This is a genomic window from Streptosporangium sp. NPDC050855 (genome assembly GCF_044456585.1).
Lineage (GTDB): Bacteria > Actinomycetota > Actinomycetes > Streptosporangiales > Streptosporangiaceae > Streptosporangium > Streptosporangium longisporum.
The window spans coordinates 38,807-63,803 of the sequence record NZ_JBITFY010000011.1 but is presented as its reverse complement, the minus strand read 5'-3'; the positions used below and the strand labels follow the sequence as shown (position 1 = coordinate 63,803).

21 protein-coding genes and 1 pseudogene are annotated in these 24,997 nt (G+C 69.8%); 19 read left to right on the top strand and 3 right to left on the bottom strand.

The features are described 5' to 3' along the window. Positions 1–536 precede the first annotated feature (536 nt). The 6 genes from ACIBCT_RS22360 (at position 537) to ACIBCT_RS22335 (ending at position 4,790) form a co-directional block, all read left to right on the top strand. Complete coding sequence (locus ACIBCT_RS22360; RefSeq protein WP_399191399.1) at positions 537–977, top strand: acyl-CoA thioesterase; 441 nt, start codon at positions 537–539, stop codon at positions 975–977. 390 nt (positions 978–1,367) lie between these two features. Then, positions 1,368–1,931, top strand: coding sequence for a hypothetical protein (locus ACIBCT_RS22355; RefSeq protein WP_399191398.1), 564 nt, complete (start codon positions 1,368–1,370; stop codon positions 1,929–1,931). Positions 1,932–2,059: 128 nt separating this feature from the next. After that, a complete protein-coding gene (locus ACIBCT_RS22350; RefSeq protein WP_399191396.1) occupies positions 2,060–2,482 on the top strand; it encodes a hypothetical protein in 423 nt (140 codons plus the stop codon). A gap of 101 nt (positions 2,483–2,583) precedes the next feature. After that, positions 2,584–2,922: a class I SAM-dependent methyltransferase gene (locus ACIBCT_RS22345; RefSeq protein WP_399191394.1), complete on the top strand. Its 339-nt coding sequence runs from the start codon at positions 2,584–2,586 to the stop codon at positions 2,920–2,922. 327 nt (positions 2,923–3,249) lie between these two features. Then, a complete protein-coding gene (locus ACIBCT_RS22340; protein WP_399191393.1) occupies positions 3,250–3,591 on the top strand; it encodes a YciI family protein in 342 nt (113 codons plus the stop codon). After that, positions 3,588–4,790: an RNA polymerase sigma factor gene (locus ACIBCT_RS22335; RefSeq protein WP_399191391.1), complete on the top strand. Its 1,203-nt coding sequence runs from the start codon at positions 3,588–3,590 to the stop codon at positions 4,788–4,790. The genes ACIBCT_RS22340 and ACIBCT_RS22335 overlap by 4 nt, the downstream gene beginning before the upstream one ends. A gap of 41 nt (positions 4,791–4,831) precedes the next feature. Here ACIBCT_RS22335 and ACIBCT_RS22330 read toward each other — a convergent pair whose 3' ends face one another. Next, entirely contained in the window at positions 4,832–5,125 is a 294-nt protein-coding gene (locus tag ACIBCT_RS22330) for a sulfurtransferase TusA family protein (protein WP_399191389.1), read from the bottom strand. Further along, complete coding sequence (locus ACIBCT_RS22325) at positions 5,122–5,787, bottom strand: ArsR/SmtB family transcription factor (RefSeq protein WP_399191387.1); 666 nt, start codon at positions 5,785–5,787, stop codon at positions 5,122–5,124. Before ACIBCT_RS22325 ends, ACIBCT_RS22330 begins: the two co-directional genes overlap by 4 nt. Positions 5,788–6,007: 220 nt before the next feature. Between ACIBCT_RS22325 and ACIBCT_RS22320 the strand changes: the two genes are divergently transcribed. From ACIBCT_RS22320 to ACIBCT_RS22275, 10 genes are all read left to right on the top strand, one after another. After that, positions 6,008–7,174: an NAD(P)/FAD-dependent oxidoreductase gene (locus ACIBCT_RS22320; protein WP_399191385.1), complete on the top strand. Its 1,167-nt coding sequence runs from the start codon at positions 6,008–6,010 to the stop codon at positions 7,172–7,174. A 43-nt stretch (positions 7,175–7,217) separates the two neighbouring features. Then, positions 7,218–7,952 (top strand): ArsR/SmtB family transcription factor, encoded by a 735-nt coding sequence (locus tag ACIBCT_RS22315; protein WP_399191383.1) that lies wholly within the window; start codon positions 7,218–7,220, stop codon positions 7,950–7,952. A 245-nt stretch (positions 7,953–8,197) separates the two neighbouring features. Next, a complete protein-coding gene (locus tag ACIBCT_RS22310) occupies positions 8,198–8,536 on the top strand; it encodes an ArsR/SmtB family transcription factor (RefSeq protein ID WP_399191381.1) in 339 nt (112 codons plus the stop codon). Between the two features lie 51 nt (positions 8,537–8,587). After that, on the top strand, positions 8,588–9,049 hold the full coding sequence (locus ACIBCT_RS22305) for an SRPBCC domain-containing protein (protein ID WP_399191379.1): 462 nt from the start codon (positions 8,588–8,590) through the stop codon (positions 9,047–9,049). A gap of 333 nt (positions 9,050–9,382) precedes the next feature. Continuing rightward, positions 9,383–10,345, top strand: a complete 963-nt coding sequence (locus ACIBCT_RS22300) for a DUF1702 family protein (RefSeq protein ID WP_399191377.1) — start codon at positions 9,383–9,385, stop codon at positions 10,343–10,345. Next, positions 10,342–12,255, top strand: a complete 1,914-nt coding sequence (locus ACIBCT_RS22295) for an FG-GAP repeat domain-containing protein (protein ID WP_399191375.1) — start codon at positions 10,342–10,344, stop codon at positions 12,253–12,255. The genes ACIBCT_RS22300 and ACIBCT_RS22295 overlap by 4 nt, the downstream gene beginning before the upstream one ends. Continuing rightward, the gene (locus ACIBCT_RS22290) at positions 12,252–13,208 is read left to right on the top strand and encodes an enediyne biosynthesis protein UnbU (RefSeq protein WP_399191373.1); all 957 of its coding nucleotides are present in this window, start codon (positions 12,252–12,254) and stop codon (positions 13,206–13,208) included. The genes ACIBCT_RS22295 and ACIBCT_RS22290 overlap by 4 nt, the downstream gene beginning before the upstream one ends. 3 nt (positions 13,209–13,211) lie before the next feature. Next, positions 13,212–18,908, top strand: a complete 5,697-nt coding sequence (locus ACIBCT_RS22285; RefSeq protein ID WP_399191371.1) for a type I polyketide synthase — start codon at positions 13,212–13,214, stop codon at positions 18,906–18,908. Positions 18,909–18,952: 44 nt separating this feature from the next. Next, entirely contained in the window at positions 18,953–19,654 is a 702-nt protein-coding gene (locus ACIBCT_RS22280; RefSeq protein ID WP_399191369.1) for an NADPH-dependent F420 reductase, read from the top strand. After that, positions 19,651–20,595, top strand: coding sequence for a hypothetical protein (locus tag ACIBCT_RS22275; protein WP_399191367.1), 945 nt, complete (start codon positions 19,651–19,653; stop codon positions 20,593–20,595). The genes ACIBCT_RS22280 and ACIBCT_RS22275 overlap by 4 nt, the downstream gene beginning before the upstream one ends. Before the next feature lie 202 nt (positions 20,596–20,797). On the opposite strand, the gene ACIBCT_RS22270 is transcribed toward ACIBCT_RS22275, so the two are convergent. Next, positions 20,798–22,261, bottom strand: coding sequence for an LVIVD repeat-containing protein (locus ACIBCT_RS22270; RefSeq protein ID WP_399191365.1), 1,464 nt, complete (start codon positions 22,259–22,261; stop codon positions 20,798–20,800). A 296-nt stretch (positions 22,262–22,557) separates the two neighbouring features. Between ACIBCT_RS22270 and ACIBCT_RS22265 the strand changes: the two genes are divergently transcribed. From ACIBCT_RS22265 to ACIBCT_RS22255, 3 genes and pseudogenes are all read left to right on the top strand, one after another. Beyond that, entirely contained in the window at positions 22,558–24,006 is a 1,449-nt protein-coding gene (locus tag ACIBCT_RS22265; protein ID WP_399191363.1) for a DHA2 family efflux MFS transporter permease subunit, read from the top strand. Positions 24,007–24,134: 128 nt separating this feature from the next. Next, entirely contained in the window at positions 24,135–24,485 is a 351-nt protein-coding gene (locus ACIBCT_RS22260) for a VOC family protein (protein ID WP_399191361.1), read from the top strand. 27 nt (positions 24,486–24,512) lie between these two features. Further along, a pseudogene (locus tag ACIBCT_RS22255) lies at positions 24,513–24,749 on the top strand (ArsR/SmtB family transcription factor); the annotation flags it as partial. Between the last annotated feature and the right edge of the window lie 248 nt (positions 24,750–24,997).

Genomic DNA, 24,997 nt, shown 5'->3' with positions numbered 1-24,997 from the left:
TTCGGTGGTCAAGCCACCGGCCTCATGCACTTCAGGCAGTTCCGCGACGACCAGTGGCCAGTTCAGGCCCAGCTCAGGCCATATGGCCCTGAGCGTCGAAGACCTCTGGCCGTCACGATCTTTTGACGTGAGGCGGTCCTGGCGGCAGTGGAAAGGGTACGCGTGGAGGTGTCGAGTCACACATCTCCGAACGAGCGCCGATCGCATCCCGGTATTATTCAATAGATTTTTATAAAATTTGTTTTCGCTGGCGACGGCCACGGCCCGTGAATACGTATTGACAGTAATGGATAAGTGTTATTAATTGCCTTCCATACCTCTCTTGCGCTTGGCGAGGTTTGGGGAATGGTTTCTGTGCGCTCATCCATACGATCATTGTTTTTCGGGCCGCTCAGGTCGAATACGACGCTCCCGTCCTTGCTCGACGCGCTCGTGGACGGGCAGGTCCGCATGCTCGGCACTCCTTCGGCGTCATGCCGGCCGATTCCGCGGGCCGGGCGACGGCGCGCGGCTGCCCGGGGTCTGGAAGGAGGGTCATGAGGTCCTACTTCGAGTACCAGCACCTGGTGACCTTCGCTGACACCAACCTCGTGGGAAACGTCTACTTCGCCAACCACGTGGCGTGGCAGGGGGCGTGCAGGGAACGTTTCCTGGCCACCAACGCGCCCAACGTCCTGGCCCGTCTCAGTGGCGATCTCGTCCTGGTCACCGTGTCGTGTTCGTGCGAGTACTTCGCCGAGCTGTACGCCTTCGACGTGGTCTCCGTGCGGATGTCACTGAGGAGTATGGACTTCAACCGCGTCGCCATGGACTTCGCCTACTTCCGGCTGAACTCCGGGCCCGCACAGCTCGTCGCCCGCGGCGAGCAGATGATCGCGTGCATGGTGCGCCGGGACGGTGACCTGGTGTCCGTGGAGGTTCCCGAGGAGCTGGCTCGCGCCCTGGATGCCTACTCGGCCACGTCGAAGCTGCGCTGATGTGCCCGACACGCCGGCACGGAGGAAGGCGAAAGCAGAAGAGGGGAGATCACCGATTCCGGCGAGTGGCTCTCGTCTCCCGTACGACGACGCGAACGTCCATCCGCCGCCGTTTCGACACCGGCCCCGGCGTCCTGGCGTCCGTTCACGCTGGAGCGCCTGTGGCTTCACCGCACCAGGACGGAGCGGGCCGGTGAGCCTGCGACACGTCTCGTCGTCTCGTGGCGGCCTTTGCGGCCGGCGGGTTCTCAGACGGTGGCAGGCGCCGGCCGTTCACGAGTCGTGTCCGCCTCAGAGGCTCCGGCCCTTTGAGATTTCGTCGTTCGGCGGTCGTGTCCGCCGGCTTTTTCCACCTGACACGGTGGCCCGATTAGGCAATGGAGGTTTCTCATGGGGGCGTACAGTGGCTCGGCTTCTCGCCTGGGAGGGTCAGGCCTGGCCCTCAACGGCCGCAATCATCACATCGCGCTCGGCGTCTACCTGGTGATCGTGGTGGCCCACTGGGCCGAGCACGTCGCCCAGGCCGTCCAGATCTACGTGCTCGGCTGGCCGGTTCCCCAGGCCCGGGGCGTGCTGGGGATACCGTTCCCCTGGCTCGTCAGTTCCGAGTGGATGCACTACGGCTATGCCCTGATCATGCTCATCGGCCTGATCGTCTTGAGGGCGGGCTTCACGGGGCGATCGCGCACCTGGTGGAACGCCTCCTTGGCCATCCAGGTGTGGCACCACTTCGAGCACCTGCTCCTGCTGGTCCAGGCGCTCACCGGATCGCACCTGCTGGGCCGTCCCGTTCCCACCAGCGTGATCCAGCTTTTGGTCCCGAGGGTGGAACTGCACCTGTTCTACAACGCCCTGGTGTTCGTGCCCATGGTGGTCGCGATGGTTCTCCACCGGCGTCCCGCGAAGTCCGAACGTGCCGGCATGCGGTGCAGCTGCGCTCTGGCCACCGGATGACGCACGGCGGTAACCGTCCCGATGACGGGGCGATCCCCATCCTGTCGGGGGAATCGGAGCTCGGGCGTGGCCGGGTCCGAAGGGCTCGGCCGGGTGCGCGTCGCCTCGGTGCCTTCGATGTGGTGGTGATGGCGGGGGGATTGCTGCTGATCCTGCTCGCCGTGCAGAATCTCGCCCCGGCGCGCGCCGCCGCCTTCGCCGACGGTGTGCCGGGCACTTTCGTGGCGCGCGAGCTCACCTGTGTTCAGCACCCCGGGCACGAGGCCTGTTCGTGGTCGGGTGATTTCCGGTCGCGCGACGGGGCGGTGCGGCGTGAGGCCGTCGCCTTCTACGGCGGTGACCGTGAGATGTTCGTTCCCGGCCAGAGCGTGCGGGCCTATGACACCGGTCGCCAGGGACATGTGTACGGGCCCGGTGGTTCGAACGAGTGGGTCGCGGTGGCCGCGCTCCTGCTGTCGGGATGCCTCCTGGTGGCTCGTTCGATCATTCGCGCGTTGCGCTCGCCCTCCCGTGGAGGCGTCGCGGGCAGGGCGCGGCAGGACGTGGCCTGAGCGGGTGGTCCGCACGTGTCGGAAGGCCCTTGCTCGCGCGAGTGGCCGGGAGCGGGACCGGTCAGGGAGCTGACGGTCGTGCCGCGCGGAGGACGCCGTCGATGGCCTGGGCGATGCGGTCGGCGGCCTGGTCGGGGCCGGGCCGGCCGGTGTCCAGCCACACGATCACCGCTTCGAACGGGGTGAACTTCGCCCACTACCCGGCCACCGTCACACGGGTGCTCGCGATCGAGCCCGAACGGCGGCTACGGCGGATCGCCCGGCAGGCCGCCGAGTACGCGCCCGTCCCCGTCGAGGCCAGCGGTGGCCTGGCCGAGCATCTCCCCGCCGAAAGCGGTGGTTTCGACGCCGCGGTGGTGTCGCTGGTGTTGTGCTCGCTGCCCGATCCCGCCACGGCGCTGCGGGAGATGTACCGGGTGCTCGCGCCGGGTGGCGCGTGATCACCACGATCGTCGCCCGCACCGCGACGGCCACCTCCTGACGGTATGTCCGCGATCATGCGGTGATGTTCGCCCGGCGATCGGCGAGTCGGCCCGCTCGCACCTCGCCGGTCGCTATCGTGCGGTCGGTGGCCTGGAAAGGACCACCCGCGGCGGCCCGGACACGGCAGGGGCCGTGCGGCGGCACGGGGGCAGGCGGGCGAAGACCCGCCCTTGGGCGAGATGTCCACAGATGCGGTAAAGGCACTCTGATCTGGGGTGATGCCGTCGGCGGGGGTGTCGTATCCGGGGCGCGGCCGTTCGTCTGAAGGGTAGGAGGTGGTACACGTGAAGTACGTGTTGATGTTCATAGAGACCGAGCAGTACCGCAAGGACTGGGAGGCCAAGGACCAGTCCGAGCGCGACGCGGCGTTCGAGAAGGTGGGCCGCTGGTTCGCCGACCACAGCGACAAGATCACGCACAGTACCCAGCTTCATCCGGCGCCGTCCGCGACCACGGTCAGGCTGGAGGGCGGCGGCGAGCCGGTCGTCGTCGACGGCCCCTTCGTCGAGGGCAAGGAGGTCGTCAGCGGCTACGTCGAGGCGGAACTTCCCGATCTGGACGAGGCGTTGCGGATGGCGAAGTCCTGGCCGGCGTGCCCGGTGGTGGAGGTGCGCCCGGCGGCATGACCGCCGAGGTGACGCATGAGGCGCTGGCCCGCGTGGTGCGTGAGCACGCGGGCCGGCTGGCCGCGTCCCTGGTCTGCCTCCTGGGTGATTTCTCCGCGGCCGAGGACCTGGTCCAGGACGCGGTCGAGACGGCGTTACGGCGCTGGCCGGTGGAGGGCATCCCCGACCGGCCGGACGCGTGGTTGTTCACCGTGGCCCGCAGGCGCGGTCTTGACGTGTTGCGCCGTGAGGCGAGCTACCGGGACAAACTGGCCCAGATCAGGTGGCCGTTGCCCCCGGCTCCCGATGACCGGCTCAGGCTGATCTTCACCTGTTGCCACCCGGCGCTGCCGAGGCCGGCGCAGATCGCGCTGACCTTGCGCATCGTGTGCGGCCTGACCACCGCCCAGATCGCCGCGGCGTTCATCGTGCCGGAGCCGACGGTGGCCCAGCGGCTGACCCGCGCCAAGAAGAAGATCACCGATGCCGGTATCCCGTACCGTGTTCCGGCCGCCGAGGATCTGCCCGCGCGTCTGGACGAGGTGCTGGCGGTCATCTATCTGATGTTCAACGAGGGGTACCTGTCCGGGGGCGGGGAGCGGTCGCATTCGCGTGACCTGGTCGATGACGCCGAGTGGCTTGCGACGTTGCTGGCCGCGATGATGCCGGCCGAGCCGGAGGTGGCCGGTCTGGTGGCGTTGATCCGGCTGCACCGGGCCCGGGGAGCGGCGCGGTTCGGCCCGGACGGCGGGCTGGTGTCGCTGCAGGACCAGGACCGCTCCCTGTGGGATCGCGCGGCCATCGGTGAGGCGATCGCCGTGCTGACGCGCGCCGCCCGCAGGTATCGGCGGCCGGGGCCGTATCAGGTGCAGGCCGCGATCGTGGCCTGTCATGCCGAGGCCGCATCCTGGCGGGACACCGACTGGCAGCAGATCGTCGTCCTGTACGACATGCTGCTGCATCTGGCGCCCTCGCCGGTGACGCGCCTGCACCGTGCCGTCGCCGTCCTTCACGCCGAAGGTCCCGAGGCCGCGTGGGAGCAGGTGCGGGGACTGGGGGAGGCGCTCGATCGCTACCCGCTCTACCACGCGAGCGTGGGCCGGATCCTGCGCGCTCTGGGGCGCCTCGACCAGGCGCGGGCCGCCGATGCGCGAGCGCTGGAGCTGACGGTCAATCCCGCTCAGCAGGCCTTGTTGCAGGAGCGGCTGACATGGGAGTAGCCGACCGGCGCATGACACAGCGCGCGGACGCAGGAGAGGCTTCAGGTGAGGTGCCAGGGGGCCTGCGGTGCGGTGCGGCGCGCTGCCGGGTTCACCCGCAGCGCGTAGGTGGGGCGGTCGGCGGGCACCGGCCCCAGGTAGGAGTTGCCCGTCAGATGGCACCAGGCCGCCAGATCGACCGGTGCCACCGGATCGTGGGCGATCAGGTGGACGACACCGCCCGCGGGCAGCGCGTCGACGTGTCGCCGAAGCTCCAGCAGCAACACCACGCAGGAACGGTCGCCGCCGTCCACCACGACGGCCGGTGAGGCGGAGTCACGGGAAGCGGCCGTCATGGGCATCCGGTCTCCACGGGCAGCCCGGCCACCTGCCATTCGAGCATGCCCTCGGTCAGGCGCCTGGCCTCCATGCCGTGGCCGGTCAGGAGGCGGACCGCCTCCGGCGCGAACACACAGTAGGCCCCCCGGCAGTAGGCGACGATCTCGGTGTCGGCCGGTAGCTCGTTCAGCCGGTCGGGAAGCTCCTCGATGGGGATGCAGACGGCCCCGGGGATGTGGCCGGCCTCGAACTCCTCGTACGGGCGCACGTCCAGCACCGTGATGTGGCCGGATGCCGCTCGCTGCAGCAACTCCTCCCGGGTGACCTCCTCGGTGTGCTCACCGAGGTAGGCCGTGACGGCCACCTGGACGTCGGCCAGGTAGGTGGCCGCCACGTTGCGCGTGCGGGCGTACAGGTCGGCGACGTCGTCTCCCGACAGGCGGTACAGCACCCGGGCGCCGTCCCTGCGGGTGGTGACCAGGCCTCCTTGTTTGAGGGTCTTCAGGTGCGCCGAGGTGCTCGTCACGCCGAGGCCGGCGGTCTGCGCCAGCACCTCCACGCTCCGTTCTCCCTGAGCGAGCAGGTCGAGGAGCTCGAGTCTCTTCCCGTGACCTAGGGCTTTGCCAACTCGGGCAATTTGGTCAAACAGGGAGGCTTTCCGAGCCGCGTCTCCGGCCATATAATCCTCCATGAAGCAATGGATTAATGGATGCATGCAGGAGTATAGCGATCTACAGGGTCGCTGTCCCTGTTTTTTCGTCCTGTCAAGTGTTTTGACAACAGATATGCGGCCGACCCTGACCGCCGGCGCGGCGGGACCGTGAACGTGACGTCTCGCGCGCCTGTGCATCCATCCCGGCAAGGTGATCGATCTCTGAGTTCGGTGGGAGCCCCGCGTCATGTCCAAGACCGTTGTAGTCCTCGGAGCCGGAGTCGGCGGGCTGACCGTCGCGAGCCGTCTTCGTGAGCAGCTTCCGGAGAAGGATCGGATCCTTCTCGTCGACCGGTCCTTCGACGGGACCCTGGGATTGTCCCTGCTGTGGGTGATGCGCGGCTGGCGCGCTCCCGAGGAGGTCCGCGTACGACCGACCCCCGCGGCCCTGCCCGGCGTCGAGATGGTCACCGCCACCGTCACGAGCATCGAACCCCGGCGGCGCCTGGTCGGCACCGACACAGGTGAGCTTCACTACGACGCGCTGGTGATCGCCTTGGGCGCCGACCTGGAGCCCGACGGGGTGCCCGGACTGGCCGACGCCCTCCAGGCGGGAGGGGCCGAGCAGCTCTACACGGTGCAGGGCGCGCACTCCCTGCACCGGCGGCTGACGGAGCTGCGCGAGGGCCGTCTGGTCGTGCTCGTCGCCGGCCTTCCCTTCAAGTGCCCGGCCGCCCCCTTCGAGGCCGCCCTCCTGGCCGCCGATCTGCTGCGGGAGAGCGGCCGTCGCGAGCACGTCCGCATCGACACCATCACCCCCGACCCGCTGCCCATGCCGGTCGCGGGTCCCGCCGTGGGGCAGGCGCTGGTCGGCATGCTCGACCGCTACGACATCGGTTTCCTGCCCCAGCGGGTGATCGAGCGGGTGGAAGGCGACAGCGGGCGGCTGCTGTTCGGCGACGGCAGCCGGGAGGAGTACGACCTGCTGGCCGTCGTGCCACCGCACCGGCCGCCCGGCGCGGTTGCACGGGCCGGGCTGGGAGCCTCCGGATGGATCCCCGTCGACGCGCGCACCCTGGCCGCCGATCCCGAAGGGGTGTGGGCGATCGGGGATGTGACCCTGCTGACCCTGCCCAACGGCAAGCCGCTGCCGAAGGCGTCGGTGTTCGCCGAAGGGGAGGCCGAGGTGGTCGCCCACGGCGTCGCCCGCCACCTGGGCTATGACGCCCCCGAGCCGTGGTACGCCGGATACGGATCCTGCTACATCGAGCTGGGAGGGCACGTGGCGGCCAAGGGCGAGGGGAACTTCCTGGAGCCGCCCGCCCCGGCGGTGACGCTTCACGACCCCTGCGGCCACTTCCACCAGGAGAAGGTCGATCAGGAAACCGACTGGCTCAAGCGCTGGAACGCCTAGCCCTCGTGGTTATTTCAGGTGATGTGAAAGGGAATGGTAAGAAATGCCCGTCGACAATGTGACCAGAGTGCTCGCCGATTTCGCCCGCGTGGCCAAGGCCATGGCCAACCCCGTCCGGCTGCACCTGCTCGACCTGCTCTCCCAGGCCGAACGCAACGTCGAAGATCTCGCCGCCACGGCCAGCGTGCCGTTGGGCAACACATCGGCTCAGCTCAAGGTGCTGCGAGACGCCGGGCTGGTGCAGAGCAGGAGAGAGGGCACCCGGATCTTCTACCGGCTCGCCGGGGAGGACGTCGCGTCGTTGTACGCGAGCCTGCGCCAGGTCTCCCGGCACCGCCTGCCGGAGGACTCCGAGCCGACGGGCGCGGGTCATGCCAGGAGCACCCCGCCCGAGGGCGCCGTCACCAGGGAGGAACTGCTCCGCCGGGTGCGCGACGACAAGACCGTGCTCATCGACGTCCGGCCCGCGCTGGAGTACGCCGCGGCGCACATCCCCGGAGCGATCTCGATTCCGCTCGAGGAACTGCGTGCCAGGATGGACGAGGTGCCCGTGGGCCACGAGTTCATCGTGTACTGCCGCAGCGCCCACTGCCTGTTGTCACGCGAGGCGCTCTGGCTGCTGAAGGCTCACGGCCGCTGCGCGCGCCGCCTGGAGGAGGGCATGCTCGAATGGCGCCTGCACCGCCTTCCGCTGGAATCAGGGCTGCGAGCCGTGCGCAACCACATGGTGCCCCTGCGATCACGCAGACTCGCCGGCGCCGCGGCACCGGGCTCGTGAACGGCGCACGCCCGATTCCCGTACGGCACTGTGAGCGGTTTTGACAGTTGACGCTAACGAAAGGGGAAACATACTCTGGGACAAATCGCGATAAAGCGGTAACGCCACGGGTGGTGCGAGGTGGGCCAGACACGGCACCCACGCGGGAGCAGATCATCGTCTCGCGGCAACGCCGGTCGCCACGACCGGCACCGGTCCGACGCCGCGGGCGGGCCCGTGCCCGCTCACTGGCTAGGATCGATGTCATGAGCGGGGACCTGGACGACGTGCTGCGGGCCATCGCCGAACCGCGCCGGCGTGCGATCCTGCGCCTGGTGGCCACCGAGGAGCTGCCTGCCGGGCGGATCGCCGAGCATTTCGACGTGACCCGGTCGGCGGTGTCGCAGCACCTGCAGGTCCTCAAGGACGCCGGGCTCATCATCGAGCGACGTGACGGCACCCGGCGGATCTACCGCGCCAGCGAGGAGGCTCTGAGCGAGCTTCGCAACGTCGTCGAGTCGCTGTGGCAGCAGAGTCTGATGAAGGCACGTGACACCGCTGAGGGTGTGGAGGGCAGAGCGCACGATGAGTCGGCGGTCGGCTGAGGGATCTGGCAGACTGGTCAGGATATTTCCGCGTCTGCTGAGGTCATGCCGATGAACAGCTCGATGGGAACCGCAGTGGAGCCGATCCGTCATGCCGTCACCGTCGAGGCCGACCAGGCACGCACCTTCGGCACCTTCACCAGGCAGCTGGCGACGTGGTGGCCCATCGAGAGTTTCGCGATCGAGTCGGGAAAAGTCCGCGACGTCTGCCTGGAAGAGCATGTGGGCGGCCGTATCTACGAAGTGCTGCACGACGGCCAGGAACGCGACTGGGGTCATATTCTGCGCTGGGAGCCGCCGCAGCTCGTCGCATTCACGTGGGAAGTCATCGAAGGCCCCGTTTTCACCGAGGTAGAGTTACGGTTCAAATCTCTCGGACCCGCCCTGACGCGCGTGGAAATGGTTCACAAGGGCTGGGAGAACCTCACTCCTCTCCTCATGGACCATTATCTGGCACACCGGTCGGGCTGGCCGATGATCCTTGGGCGCTTCGAGTCCGCCTTCTCAGCCTGAGCATCTCCTCCCCACCCCCTTTTCGCAGGTAGGCACGATCGGCGCGCCGTCGGCCCGTTCGTCCGCCCCCTGCCTGCGATCGTCTTCGCGACGGTCCTTCGCGTGTCGTCCCCGCGTGCCGCCGATGCGATCACAACGCCACACGATTGTCTTTCGATAAATCCCGGTGACGCACACGTATGGTAGCCGCTCTATTACGGCGAACTATTCAATAGATTCTTGGAGAATTCTCCCCGTAAAGTCACGCCCTGACCCGTGATTTCCGTTGACAATTACGACCGAGTGTTATTGATTGCCTTTCAGACCTCTTCCGGACGTAATGGGGTTTGAACGATGGCCATCTCGGGCTCGTTTTTACGATCACTGCTCGACCGATCACTCGCCCTCGACCCGAACGATCTCGATCTCGGACGGCGAGGGTTCTCACCCGCCTCGCCCTCGGTGCGGCCGGTCCTCGACGGCGTGGTGCGCGGTTTCGCCGCCGGCTACAACGCGGCGCTCGCCCACGAGCCCCACGAACTCACCTTCGCAACGCTCGATCCCGCCCTGCGAGGCTTCGCCTACGAAGGCGCCGCCATGAGCACCACCCTGCTGGACCTGCTGACCCTCACCCGAGGGAGCAGGCTGGCGCGCCTGGAGCAGGCGAGCGGGCGACGCTACACCCACCTGATCCATGTCGGAGCGGGGTGGGCGTTCGCGCGGATGCGGCTGCGCCCGTGGACGGGCGTCCGCTTCGGCCGGCCGCCGCTGCACTGGCTCGCCTGGGACGGGTGGGGCTTTCACCAGGCGTTCTTCCGGCCGGCTCAGGTCTTCGCCGGGCACGTCGAGAAAACCGCCACGCGCTCGAGCAGGCCGGTGCGCGACCAGGGCGTCGGGCGGGCCCTGTGGTTCTACGCCGGAGCCGATCCGGCGCGCATCGGCGCCGTCATCACCACCTTCGCACCCGGCCGCCGGGCCGACCTGTGGGCCGGCATCGGCCTGGCGGCCGCCTACACCGGCGCGCAGCCACCACAGGCCCTGGACGACCTCCTCACAGCGTCGGCCGGCTTTCACGACCATCTCGCCCAAGGAGCGGCGTTCGCCGCCAAGGCGCACTGCCTGTCCGGTCTCGTCCCCCCGCGGGTGACCGACGCGGTGCGGGTCCTGACGGATGCCGACCCCGACGTCGCCGCCGAATGGACCGACGCCTCGCTTCAGGCCGTCGGCGACCATGACCACTCGGCCCGGGCCTACGCGAACTGGCGCGCCGGCGTCCGCCGGGCCTGGGCCACGCACACCAGGGGAGCCACCACATGAAAAGCCGGATCAAAACCCGTGCGGCCCAGCTGTGCGCCCTGCTGCTGACCGTCGGCGGCTGGCACGCCGCACGACTTCCCGACGCCGCGCCCGCGACGGCCACCTCGGCCGCCCAGGTGTTCGCCTTCCAGAAATCGCCCTTGAACACCGCCACCACCGGGCGCGACATCCGTACCGTGGCCCCCGTCTACGACAAGATCGGCCAGTGGGTTTCCTCGGTCGGTGCCGCCGTCGCGCTGGCCGACCTGGACGCCAACGGCCGCGCCGACGACACCTGCCTGGTGGACCCCCGCGACGACTCCGTCACGATCCTGCCCGCCCCGGGCACCGGAAGCCGCTACGCCCCCCTGAAGCTCGCACCGGCCGGTCTGGCCTACGACGCGACCATGGCACCGATGGGATGCGTCCCGGGCGACTACAACGAGGACGGCCGCATGGACGCGCTCGTCTACTACTGGGGCCGCTCGCCCGTGCTCTTCCTCAGGAAGGCCGCCCCGACGGCCGCCGGCGCCTTCGCCCCGCAGGAACTCGTGCAGCCGTACCAGATCTGGAACACCAACGCGGTCTCCCTGGCCGACTTCGACGGCGACGGCCACACCGACATCGCCGTGGGCAACTACTTCCCCGACGGCGCCCGCGTTCTCGACCCCACGGCCGACCAGCCCGAGCTGCAGATGCAGGACTCGATGTCGGCCGGCTACAACGCGGGCCGCAACCGCGTGCTGCTCTTCGACGGCGCCCAGGGCGGCACCAGCCCGCAGGCGAGGTTCACCGACGCGCCCGGCGCGCTGACGGCGGAGATGGCCAACGGCTGGACGCTCGCGCTGGGCGCCCAGGACCTCGACGCCGACGGCCTGGCCGACCTGTACGTGGCCAACGACTTCGGCCCCGACCGGCTGCTGCGCAACATCTCCACCCCCGGCAAGCCCCGTTTCCAGCTGATGGACGGAATCCGCCACCTCACCACGCCCAAGTCCAAGGCGCTGGGACGCGACTCGTTCAAGGGGATGGGCGTCGCCTTCACCGACCTCAACCGCGACGACGTGCCCGACATGGTGGTCAGCAACATCACCGAGGAGTTCGCGCTCCTGGAGAGCAACTTCGCCTGGATCAGCGCACGCAAGAACGTGCTGGCCGACGACGGAACCGCCTACTACGACGATCACAGCGAACCCCTGGGGCTGTCGCGGGCCGGGTGGGGCTGGGACATCAAGGCCGGCGACTTCGCAGGCGACGGCCGGACCCAGATCCTGCAGGCCACCGGCTTCCTGAAAGGCACCGTCAACCGCTGGCCCGAACTGCAGGAGCTGGCGATGACGAACGACGAACTTCTCATCCACCCCGAAGCCTGGCCACGGTTCGGTCCCGGGGACGACGTCTCCGGTGACGATCCCGACCGGTTCTTCGTCCAGGACTCCAACGGCCGCTTCCAGGACGTCGCCGCCCGGCTGGGCGTCGACAATCCCGGGCCGACCCGGGGCATGGCACTGTCGGACGTCGACCACGACGGACGCCTCGACTTCGCGGTGGCCAACCAGTGGCGGCAGTCGTACTTCTACCGCAACACCCGCACCACCCGGCACCCCTTCCTGGGACTGCAGCTCCTGCGACCCGCGACCGCGTGCGACGGCCCCTCGACCTCGGCCTCCACCCCCGCGATCGGAGCCACCGCCCTCGTGCGTTCCGGCGCCGCCGGCACCAGAACCGGCCAGGTCCACCCCGCCAACGGCCACGCGGGCGTCTCCTCACCCGAACTGCTCTTCGCGCTCGGCGCCGCGACCCCGGCGACGGTGACCCTCACCTGGCGCGACGCCTGCGGCGTCCGCCACAGCGCCGACCTCACCCTCACCCCGGGCTGGCACAGCGTGCTGCTCGGGACCGACGGCACGGCACGGGAGATCACCCGATGACACCCACACCAGACACCCGCACCACCGCACTGCGCCGGTTCGCCATGTCGATCACCGCCTTCACCGTGATCGGGCACGCCTTCCTGGGATTCGAGCAGGCCTACGCCACGCCGCTCACCGCGCTCGTCGTCGCCTACGCCATGGAACTCGCCCTGGAGAGGATCGACGCGACGGCCAACGGCAGGCCCGTCAAATACGCCGGCGGCGGCTGGGTACGACTCGTCGACTTCCTGCTGCCCGCCCACATCAGCGCCCTGGCCTGCGCCATGCTGCTGTACGCCAACGACCGCCTCGAACCGGTGATCTTCGCCGTCATCGTGTCCATCGCCTCGAAGTACCTGATCCGCGTGCGGCTCAACGGCAGCCTCAGACACGTGCTCAACCCCTCCAACACCGGCATCGTCGCGGTACTGCTGCTGTTTCCGTGGGTGGGGATCGCACCGCCCTACCACTTCACCGAGTGGGTGAGCGGGCCGCTGGACTGGATCATCCCGGTGGCCATCCTCGCCTCCGGGACGATGCTCAACGCCATGCTCACCAAGAAGGTGCCGCTGATCCTGGGCTGGGTGGGGGGATTCGCGGCCCAGGCCGTGATCCGCACGGCGATCGACGGAACCGCCACGGTGACCGCCCTGACGGTGATGACGGGAACCGCGTTCGTGCTCTTCACCAACTACATGATCACCGACCCCGGCACCACCCCCGTCAAACCCGGCCGCCAGGTCCTGTTCGGGGTCGCGGCCGCCGCCGTCTACGGCCTGCTGGTGCACTTCCACATCGTGTTCGGCCTCTTCTTCGCCCTGGTCATCACCTGCGTCATCCGCGGTGCCGCGCTCGCCGCCCTCTCGCTCCACCGGCGTGCCGACCGGCCACAGCCCGCGACGGTCCGCAACGGCACCCTCGAGCTCTCCGTGTCCGGTCTCACCCCCGGGCACGCCACGAACAGGACGTGATCCATGTACGAGCCGATCGCGATCGTCGGCGCCGCCTGCAAGTATCCCGACGCCGACGGCCTTGACCGGCTGTGGGAGACGGTCCTGTCCGGACGCAGGGCCTTCAGGCCCATCCCACCGGTAAGGCTCGACCTCGACGACTACTCACACGCCGCGGCAGGCGACGTGGACGGAACCTACGCCATGTTCGCCGCGGTACTGAAGGGATGGACGTTCGACAGAGCCAGGTTCCGCATCCCGGGCCCCGTGCACCGCGTCACCGACGCCACGCACTGGCTCGCGCTGGAGATCGCCGCCGACGCGCTCGGCGCGGCCGGGTTCCCCGAGGCACGCGGCCTCGACCACGACCGCGTGGGCGTGGTCATCGGCAACACGATGAACGGGGAGTTCAGCCGGGCGGCCGGCATGCGGCTGCGCTGGCCCTACGTGCGGCGTGTGCTCCAGCACACGCTGAGCACCGAAGGATGGGCCCCCGAGCAGCAGGCACGCCTCATCGCCGACATGGAGCAGGTCTACAAGAGTCCCTTTCCCGAACCCAACGACGAGAGCCTGGCCGGTGGGCTGGCCAACACCATCGCCGGGCGCATCTGCAACCACTTCGACCTTCACGGCGGCGGGTACACCGTGGACGGCGCCTGCTCCTCCTCCCTGCTCGCCGTCATCACCGCGGCCAGGGCCCTGCGGGCCGGTGACCTCGACGTGGCGATCGCCGGGGGAGTCGACCTGAGCCTCGACCCCTTCGAACTGGTCGGTTTCGCACGCACCGGCGCGCTGGCCACCTCGGCGATGCGGATCTACGACGCCGACCCCACCGGTTTCTGGCCCGGTGAGGGGTGCGGCATGGTGGTGCTGATGCGCGAGCAGGACGCCCTGGCCGCCGGCCGCATCCCGCTGGCCCTCATCCGCGGCTGGGGCATCTCCTCCGACGGCCGGGGCTCGATCACCCGGCCGGAACGGGCAGGCCAGCTGCTCGCCGTCGAGCGAGCCTACGAGCAGGCGGGATTCGGCCCGCGCACGGTGTCGCTGTTCGAAGGCCACGGCACCGGAACGGCCGTCGGCGATGCCGTGGAGATCGCCACCCTGATCGAGGCGCACCGCGGACGCAGAACCCTCCCGCCCGCCGCCCTGGGATCCATCAAGGCCAACATCGGCCACACCAAGGCCGCGGCCGGCGTCGCCGGGCTCCTGAAGGCCACGATGGCACTGCAGCGGCAGGTGATACCCGCGACGGTCGGCTGTGAGGAGCCGCACGAACTGCTGCGCGCACCCGCGGCGCCGCTTCGCGTGGTCCGCGACCCCGAACCCTGGCCGCAGGACGCCCCGTTGCGCGCCGCGGTCAGCGCCATGGGGTTCGGCGGCATCAACACCCACCTCGTCCTGGAGTCGCCCGCCCCCCGCCGCCGACCCGCCCTCACCGGCGGTGAACGGCGTATCGCCCGGCGCCCACTCGGCCATGAGGTGTTCGTCTTCGGCGCGGCCTCCCGCCAGGACCTCCTGCAGCAGCTCGACCGGGCGGCATCGGTCGCGGCATCGATGTCCCTCGCCGAGCAGGTGGATCTGGCCGCCTTCCTGGCCCGGACCGTGGCGGGCGAACACCACCCTCACCGGGCCGCCGTGGTGGCGGCCGACCCGCGGCAACTGGCCCGGCGGCTACGGCAGGCCGCCCACCTCGTCACCGGACGGCACGAGGACGGATTCGTGACCGTTCCCGGTGTCAGCGTCGCGAGCGGTCCTGCCGGCCGGCTCGGCCTGCTGTTCCCCGGTCAGGGCGCGCCGGTCCCCGGCCGGGCGGGCGCACTGGCCACCGTGTTCCCCGACGCCGAACCCCTCTTCGACGCGGTGCCGGCCCAGCCGGGCCCCGCCGACACCGCGATCGACACCGCGATCGCCCAACCGGCGATCGTCAAGGCCTGCCTGGCGGGCCTGCGCTGGCTGCGGCGGCTCGACGTCGAGGCCTGCTGCGCCCTGGGACACAGCCTCGGCGAGATCACCGCGCTGCACTGGAGCGGAGGCCTGTCCGAGGACGACACCGTCGACCTGGTCACCATGCGCGGGCGCATCATGAGCGAGCACGCGGCCCCCCGCACCGGAATGGTCTCGATCGTCGCCGACGCGGACCTGCTCACCCGCCTCAGCGCCGGTACCGAGGCCGTCGTGGCGGCCGACCACGGATCCTCCCTCGTGCTGGCCGGTCCCGTCGAAGACCTCGACCGCATCATGCACCGATGCCGGGAGCAGAACGTCACGGCCAAGCGCCTGCAGGTCAGCCATGGCTTCCACTCGCCGGCCCTCGCGGCCGCCGAACCGGAACTGCGGCGACACCTGGAGACGATCACGGTGAACGGCCCGCTGCGCCCCGTGTACTCCACGGTCAGCGGCGACCTGCTCGACGCCGGCACCGACGTGCGCACGCTGCTGACCCGCCAGCTGACCGCACCGGTCCTGCTGCGCCAGGCCGTGTCCGCACTCGCCCCCTCGTGCGACCTGCTCATCGAGGTCGGTCCCGGGCACGCACTGACCTCCCTCGCGACCGACATCACCGCCCTGCCCGCCCTCACCATGGACGTCGGCGCCGAATCAGGGGCGGCGCTGTGCCAGGTGGCCGGAGCGCTGTACGCCCTGGGAGCGGCGGACGACCTGCGGCCGATGTTCACCGAACGCTTCCACCGCGACTTCGACCTGTGGGACGAGCCGACGTTCCTGCAGAACCCCTGCGAGCAGGCCCCCTCGGCCCTCCCGCTTCCCGCCCGTCCCGCGCCGCCCTCCGCGGCCCCGGAGCCGATCTCCGGCGCCCACCCGCCGATCCAGGCCCCCCAGCCGCAGGCGAGCCTTTCGTCACTGGTCCGTGAACTGGTGGCCGCCACCGTCGAACTGCCCGCCGAGGCGATCGACGACCATGACCGGCTCCTGAGCGACCTGCACCTGAACTCGCTACGGGTGGTGCAACTGGCCGCCCGGGCGGCGGCGGCCGGCCGGCGCGCCGTCCCGATCGAACCCCTGCTGGCCACGGACGTGTCGATCACCGAACTCATCCGGCTGATCGAGGCTCTGCCGGCGGCCGACGAGACAGGGCACCACCCCGAAGGCCGGGCACCGACGCCCGCGGGGGTGGCCGACTGGCACCGCGTGCTGGTGCCGCACCGGGAACCGGCCCAGGAGCCGACCGGGCCGACCGGGCCGACCGGCCAGAGCGCGGACCACGCCTGGCGCCTGTGGGGGAGCGGACCCCTGCGGGCCGCGCTGGAGCCGCTGCTTCACACCGATGACCACGCCCCCTCCGCCCAGCTCGTCTTCCTGCCCGAAGACCCCGACGACCACGAGATCACCCCCCTGCTCGACGCCGCGCGGACGGCCGTCGAGACGGCGACCGCCCTGACCGTGATCGACCACGGAGACACCGCCTCGGGATACCTCGGCACGATCCGGCAGGAGCATCCGGACCTGGCGGTCCGCTGGATCGGAGCCACCCGTCCGGACGCGAGCGCCACGATCGCCCACATCCTGCGATCCCCCCTGGAGGCCCACCCCGAACTCCTGGTCGACGACGGCCGGGCGTACACCCTCACCTACGCACCCCCGCCCGCCTCGCCCGGTGAGGCGATCGTCCTGGACGCCTCCGACGTCGTCCTGGTCACCGGCGGCGGCAAGGGCATCGGCTTCCAGAGCGCCCTGGCCCTGGCAGAGGCGTCCGGGGCGCGCCTGGCGCTCCTGGGACGCGCCAGGCCCGACGACGACGAGGAACTACGCGCGAACCTGTCCCGGCTGGCCGCATCCGGCATCCCCCACCTGTACGCCCGCGCGGACGTGAACGACGCCGCCGACGTGCGCCAGGCGCTCCACCGGATCACCTCACGCCTCGGAGAGATCACCGCGGTCGTGCACAGCAGCGGGGTCAACCACCCCAAGCGCTTCGCCGAACTGCGAACGGCCGACTACGCCGAGCATGCCGGTCCCAAGCACCGGGGCCTGCGCATCCTCCTCGACGTCCTCGACACCTCCCGCCTGCGCCTGGTGGTCACCTACGGCTCGGTGATCGGAAGGTTCGGCCTGCCCGGAGAGGCGCACTACGCGCTCGCCAACGGCCGGATGCGCGAAACGGCCCGCGTCCTCGCCCGCGACCTGCCCGGATGCCGGGTCCTCAACGTGGACTGGAGCGCCTGGTCCGGTGCGGGCATGGGAGAGCGCCTCGACGTCCTGGACGACCTGCGGCGCACCGGAGTGGTACCGATCCCCGTCGAGAAGGGCATCGGCCTGCTGCGCACCCTGCTGGCGGCGCCTCCGGCCTCGCCGACCGTCCTGGCCACCGGCCGCCTGCCTCAGCTGGAGCGCGACCACACCCTCGACGGCCACCCCTACCTCAGGCGGACACGCGTCCTGGTCCCCGGCGTCGAACTCGTCGCCGAGGCCGAACTCGACGCCGTGCACGACCCCTACCTGGTCGACCACCGCATCGACGGCCTCATGGTGCTTCCGGCCGTCTGCGCCATGGAGGCGATGGCCCAGGCGGCCCACGCCGTGACCGGGCGTCCGGTCACGGCCCTGCGGGACTGCCGGTTCGACCGCCCGGTGATCATTCCAGAGGAAGGCGGCAGGACCATCAGGGTGTGCGCCCTGGCCGGTGAGGACGGCGACGTCGAGGTCGTCCTGCGCAGCGACGAGAGCGGGTACGCGGTCGACCACTTCACCGGCCGCGCGGTGTTCACGACGAACGATCCCGGCGCGGTGAGCGCCACCCGCTCACGGCTGCCCGTCCACCGCGGGCGCGACCTGTACGGCCCCACCTTCTTCCACGGCCCGATCTTCCAGCGGTTACGCCACTTCGACCACCTCGAGGCGACCGCGTGCACGGCCGTGCTGGAGGCGCGACGGCGGTGGCGGTTCGGCCCCGGCGTGGCCACGGCCCTGGATCTGGGCGACCCGTCCGTGAACGACGCGACCATCCACGTCCTTCAGGCGTGCGTGCCGAACCGGCGTCTGCTGCCCGTCGGCTGCGACGCCTTCACCCTGCACCCTCACCGGTCACATGAGGGCGAGGACCTGGTGCTGGCCGCGATCGAGCGCTCTCACACGGGAGCGGAGCACACCTATGACGTGACCGTACGCGACGCGGCCGCCGAGCCCGTCGTGAGCTGGACGGGACTGCGGCTGCGCGACATCGGCCCCATCACCCCCGCCGCCGGCTGGCCCGCGGTCCTTCTCGGCTCCTACCTGGAGCGAGGTCTGGCCACCCTGCTTCCCGACGATGATCTCAGCGTCCGGGTCCTTCCCGCGGAGCAGGACGGGACGGCCGGCCCCGGCGGACGGCCCGGTGGTGCGAGCCTGGAATGGAGCCGCAGCCGTCTCGGTGATCTCGTCCTGCAGGTGACCGGGCCGACCCCGCTGACCTGTGACTGGGAATGGGCGGGGGAGCAGGCGCGGCGACTGGACGTGGTGATCCCCTGGGACGGGCTGGGCGAACAGATCACGAAGATGACCGATGAGCCCGAGAGCCACGTCCGGGCCCGTCTGCGGACCGTCCGCGAATGCCTGTCGCGGACCGGGCGGGTCACCACGCAGGCGCCGCTGAGCGTCCAGGGCGCCTACGAGCAGGGCTGGCTGCTACTGCGCAGCGGCGCCGAGCAGCTCGTCTCCGTGGTGGTGACCGTCGAGGGCCGCCCCGACCCCGCCGCGGTCACCGTCATGGTGAAGGCAGGATCGTGAGCCCTCCGCCCGCGTGGCCGCTCCCGGGCGCGCAGGAGCGGCCGGTGACGCCGGATGCCGAACACCGCCTTCCCCTTGTCGGGGTCATCGGCTGCGGCGCCATGGGCGCGGCCGTGGCCGAGCTGTTCACCGGCCGGGGCCTGCCGGTGTACCTGGCGGGCAGGAGGCGCTCGGCCGCACAGGAGCTGGCGGCAGGTCTTCCCCGCGCGGCCGCGGTGAGCGTGGAGGTGGCGGCCGAGAAGGCAGATGTGCTCATCCTGGCGACGTCGGTGATGGTGAGCTGCACGCAGATCGCGCCGCGGGTCGGATCACGTCTCGTCGGCAAGGTGCTGGTGGACGTCTCCAACCCCGAGCCGGAGGACCTGGAGGACACCGGGCACCGGTCCGCGGCCGAAGTGATCGCCGAAGTCTTCGCGGGCAGCTCGGTCGTCAAGGCCCTCAACTGCGTCTCGGCGCGTCAGGTCCGCGCCGTCGCCCGTGGCGGCCGGCCGCCCACGGTACCCATCGCCGGTGACGACCGCGAAGCGAAGCGGTCCACGGCCCGGCTCCTGCGGCGAAGCGGGTTTGACGTGGCCGATGCCGGCCCTTTGTCCAGCAGCCAGTGGATCGAAGGGCTGAGCCACCTGCTGCGCCGGCTCGGACAGCAGGAGGGGCTGGGCGACGCGGTGGGCTTTCACCTCCTGCGCCTGGCGCCGGCGCTCCCTCCGTTCGGCGCGATCAACACATCAGAAAAGAGGAGAACGTGACGAACCTCGATCTCGACAGGGTGGAATCCTCCATCCGGCAGGCTTCGGTCCCCAGGCGGCGAGGTCTCATCATCGCTCTGAGCGTCCTGGCCGGGTTCGCGCTGACCGTCGTGTGGTCCGCCCCGTTCGTCGACAAGGTCATCGGTGACGGTGTCACCGGCGCCATCCTCGGGCACGAGGCCGCGCAGGCTCCCCTGGCGGGAATCCTGTCCGGTATCGCCTTCGCCTTCGCCAGCGGCGTCGGCGGCACCTTCACCGCGTGCAACATCGCCGCACTGGGAGCGGTCGCCCCGCTGATGGGAGAAGGACGCTCGCTGCGTGGCCGGTTGGGACAGGCACTGCCTCCGCTCGGCTGGCTGGTCGCGGGCATGGCGGTGGTGTCGGCCGCCTACGGTGTCGTCGCCGCACTGTGGGGCACCGGCATGCCGCAGTACTCGACCGCGACGGTGAGCACCGGGCTCGCCCCCCGGCTCATCCAGTCGATGGTGGTCTTCGGGGTGATCGGCCTGGCCCTGTGCTACCTGGGGCTGGCCGCTCTGAGGCTGGTCAAGGATCCGATGGAGGCGGTGTCGCGGCGCTTCCCGCACGCACGCTCGCTCCTGATGGGCGTTCTGATCGGCGCGTTCCTCGTCGGCCGGCCGTTCGGCCTCTACCGCCGGCTTTTTCGTGACGTCGCCGACAGCCACAACCCTCTCTACGGGGCGTTCTCCTTCGTGCTGCAGTCGATGGGGAACATCATCGTCTTGACGGTCCTGTTCCTGCTCCTGGCGGTCGTGGCCGGTGGGCGCCTTCAGCGCTGGCTCGCCGCCGCACCGGGCCGGATCGCCGCGGTCACCGGATCGGCCTTTCTCGTGGCGGGGGTGTTCACCTTCCTGTACTGGGATGTGCGTCTGCTGGCCCGCACCGGCCTCATCTGGTATCCGATCATCACCTGGTACTGAGCCGCCCGGCGGTTTCGCAGGCCGCGCATGACGATGCGCGCTCCTCCTGCTTCGGGATGCGTTCCCGAAGGCCCGCTCGGGGACGGTCCCGCGGACACGTGCGTCCGCGGGGCCGGCCCTTTCGTGCTTCGGAAAGAGATAGCACGGCATGAGATGCCCGCCGGTCGGCGACCGGCGCCGTGTGCCGGTGACAGCGAGCCGGTCAACGGGGATGGCGAACCTGGGTCTGGGGATTGAACCGGTCGTAGCGGGTGAACTTCGCGGTGGCGGTTCGAAGGTCACGGATGTCGATCACATCGAGTCCTTTTTGAGTGTCGGCGACGTAGATGTAGCCGTTGTAGTAGTACGCCGACCACGCCCCGCCCAGAAGCAGCTGCGTCTCCGACAGCGGGCCCCGGTCGAAGTAGGCGATCTCATGGGGTTTGCGGGCGTCGGTGAAGTCCCAGACCGACACGCCGCCCTGGTACCAGGCCTGGACCATGACGTCGCGCCCCCAGGTGGGAATGAGCGCACCGTAGTGGGCGACGCAGTTCTCGGTGGCCGTCTGGGCTCGCGGGATCTTGTAGTAGCTCTGCAGCTCCATCGTGCGGCGATCCCCCTTGCCCTTGATCGCGTAGATGGCGTTGGCGCCCTTCTCGGCGCCCACGCCCGCGTTGCAGGTGGCGGCGAAGCCACCGCCCAGTTCGTCGGTGAAGACCACCTTGTCGCCGCGGTTGCCGAACGTGGCCGAATGCCAGAAGGCGAAGTTCGCGGTGTCCCGTTGGGTGGTGATCACATAGGGGCGCTCCGGGGCGGAGATGTCCAGCAGAACGCCGTCGCCCATGCAGGCGCCCGCGGCCAGATCCTTCTCCGGGTAGGCCGTCAGGTCATGGCACCCCGTCGTCGGATACCAGGTGCTGCCGTTGCCACCGGGATTTCCCCCGTCGGGGAACAGGACCGGCTCGGCCACGACGGCCGCGCGGGCAGGGTCGCGCAACGCCACCTTGATGATGGAGATCTTGTCGTGTGGTGGCCGGCAGTCGGGCAACGAGGCGTCGGGCAGGTAGGAGGAGACATAGACGTAGACCGCGCCGCGGTTCTTGCCCTTGCCCGGGACCAGGGTGTGCGTGTGCGACCCGCAGGGGGTCTCCACCGCCGTCACGTATCGGGGATGCGCCACATCGCTGATGTCGAAGATCTTTATGCCCTCCCAGGCGCTCTTGTCCGTCGCCGGCTTGGGAGTGCTCTGGCAGGAGTCGTCGCTGCGGGAGTCGTCGGTCGACAGGAACAGCAGGTCGCCGGCCACCGAGACGTCGTTCTGCGCGCCGGGGCAGACCACCTGGCTGACGACCTTGGGCGAGCGCGGATCGCCGATGTCGTAGACGGTGAATCCGCCGAAGTTGCCGGCGATGGCGTGCTTGCCGGTGAACGCGAGGTCGGTGGTGGGGGAGAACATCGCGTCGAACGGCGCCTGCTTGGCGAGGTTGGCCACGTGCTGGATGTTCCGGCTGTGAACGGGGGTGTCGTCGGCCACCGCCGGCGCCTGGGAGGTGGCCGTCGTGGCGCAGCCCAGTACGAGCAGCGCGACCGAGGCCAGCGCCAGAGCGGCCCTGATCCTCCCGTGTCGGGGAACGGCCGGGGACCGCCCGTCGGCGTCCCGGGTGGCGGGGTTCTTCCTGGGTCTCATCCCCTCAGTGGAGTACTTTAAAAAGATGTAGTCAATGGTTGGCGGCGACAAAGGTTCGATCTCGCTCTGCGGAGTGATCGCGCGCCGCAGGGTTGCGCCGGATGGGATCGAGAAGAAAGCCGGAAGGCCCTGAGTGACAGTTGACGCTTTCGCAAGGCATGGCTAACGTTTAAAACCATGCAGCGAGCCGCACACCTCGACCTGCGGCGCCCGTCGGCAGGCGGTCCAGCCGGGCAGGAAGGTCCGCGGCGTCGGGGGTGCTGCTCGCACCGCCGAACTCGTTGGTTGGAGTAGCCATGACCGTCAGTGATAACTCCCCGCCGGCCTATTCGCCGGCACGGCAGCGATGGACGTTGATCCTCGCCTCCTTCGCCTCGTTCATGGTCGGCCTTGACGTGCTGGTCGTCACGACCGCGCTGCCGACCCTGCACGAAGAGCTCAACGCCGGAGCCGCCGGTCTGGGCTGGACCGTGAACGCCTACGAGCTCGGCTTCGCGGCGTTCATCCTCACCGGCGCGGCCCTGGGTGATCGATTCGGCCGCCGCAAGCTGTTCGTCGTCGGTGTGGGCATCTTCACGATCAGCTCGGCCCTGTGCGCGCTGAGCACCTCGATCGAGACGCTGATCGCGGCCAGGTCGCTGCAGGGGATAGGGGGCGGCATCGCGATCGCCCTCGCGCTGGCGGTCATCACCGACGCCACCCCACCCCAGGAGCGCGGAGCCGCCTTCGGCATCTGGGGAGCCATCTCCGGTGTCGCGGTCGCCGCGGGCCCGCTCGTCGGCGGTGCCATCATCCAGGGCTTCGCCTGGCAGTGGATCTTCTGGCTCAACGTCCCGGTCGGGATCGTCCTGATCGTCATGAGCCTGATGAAGATCGCAGAAACCCGGGGAGCGGCGTCGCGCATCGACCTGCTCGGCCTGGTCCTGTCCACGGCGGGCGTCTTCGGTATCGCCCAGGCCGTCATCCGCGGCGGGGAGGCCGGCTGGACCTCACCCACCGTGCTCGGCGGGCTCATCGGCGGAGTGCTCGCACTGGCGCTGTTCGTCTTCTGGGAGACCAGGACGTCGAGCCCCATGATGCCGGTGAGCATGTTCCGCAACCTCAGCTTCACCGGCGGCTGCCTGACCAGTTTCGTGCTGGCCGCCGCGCTGTACGGCAACGGCTTCCTGTTCGCCCAGTACCTGCAGCTGGCCGAGAACAACGACCCGCTGGGCGTGGGCATCCGCCTGCTGCCATGGGTCGGGCTCGCCCTGTTCATCTCTCCCGTCGCCGGGAAGATGGCCGACAGCATGGGGGAGCGGCCCCTGGTCATCATCGGACTGCTGCTGCACGGCGTCGGATTCCTCGCCATCGCGTTGATGGCCTCGGCCGGAATGGGCTACGGCCCCATGATCGCCCCCCTGCTGCTGGCCGGTGTCGGAGTCTCCATCGCGTTCCCGACGGTGGCCTCGGCGGTCATGCGGTCGGTCAACCCGATGCAGGTCGGAGTCGCCGCCGGAGTGAGCAACACCATCCGCCAGGTGGGTGCGGTCTTCGGAGTCGCCGCGGTGGCCGCGGTGTTCACCGGCGCCGGCGGCTACGGCACGAAGGAGCAGTTCATCGCCGGCTTCACACCGGCGACCATCCTGCTGGCGGTCGTCACCTTCGCCGGAGTGGCCGCAGCGCTGATCATCCGACGCCCCGACCCCGAGACCGCCGCCGCGCCGATGTCGCCCGACATGCAGCCCGGCCCCGCCACCTCCTGACACCCCTTCGCCCCCCGGCGGCTCCCCGGGCCCGCAAGGCCGAAAGCGCCACCCGCGCCGCTGCCGGACCCGACCACCCGACCTTTCAGGAAACACGGCACGACCACCATCACGAGGAAGGAAAGACCATGGGAAAGCCCGTCGCCTGGTTCGACATCACCGCGAAGGACTCCGCCAAGTCCCGCGCGTTCTACTCCGAGGTGTTCGGATGGAAGATCGACTTCGACCCTGACATGAACTACGGAATGATCGACCCCGGCGCCTCCGAGGGCATCCCCGGCGGCATCGGAGAGGTCGGCGAGTACACCCCGGCCGGCGTCGTGATGTACGTCGTCGTCGACGACGCCGAGGAGACCCTCAAGCAGATCGGCTCGCTCGGCGGCCAGCAGGACACGCCTCCCTACGACATCCCCGGAATCGGCAAGATGGCCGTCTTCCGCGACCCCGACGGCAACCGCATCGGTCTGTGGCAGCGCTGAGACAGCCACACCGTGCGCCCCGGTGAGATGCGATCCGTGAACACGGACGAGGAGCTGGACCTGGTCCTTCGAGCGATCGCCGAACCCCATCGGCGGGCGATCCTCGCCCTCATCGCATCCACCGAACTGCCGGCCGGGCAGATCGCCGAGCACTTCGAGGTCACCCGGTCGGCGGTTTCCCAGCACCTGAAGGTGCTCAAGGAAGCCGGCCTGATCATCGAACGCCGGGACGGCACCCGGCGGCTGTACCGAGCCAGCGAGGCGACCCTGGCCAGGGTCCGCCTGTTTCTGCAGGAGTTGTGGCACGCCGGCTTCGACGTCGCCCGCCAGGTGGCCGAGGAGGCCGAGAACGCCCAGGACGACCAGCACGCCCAGGACGCCCAGGACGCCGAGAACACGGTCCGAAAAAAAAATGACTCCGTGATCCTCGGGATCGACGTGTCCTCGGCCTCCTTCCCGGCACACCCGCCGCACATCCCGTACGGCGACCGACACCCCGATGCCCCCGGGCA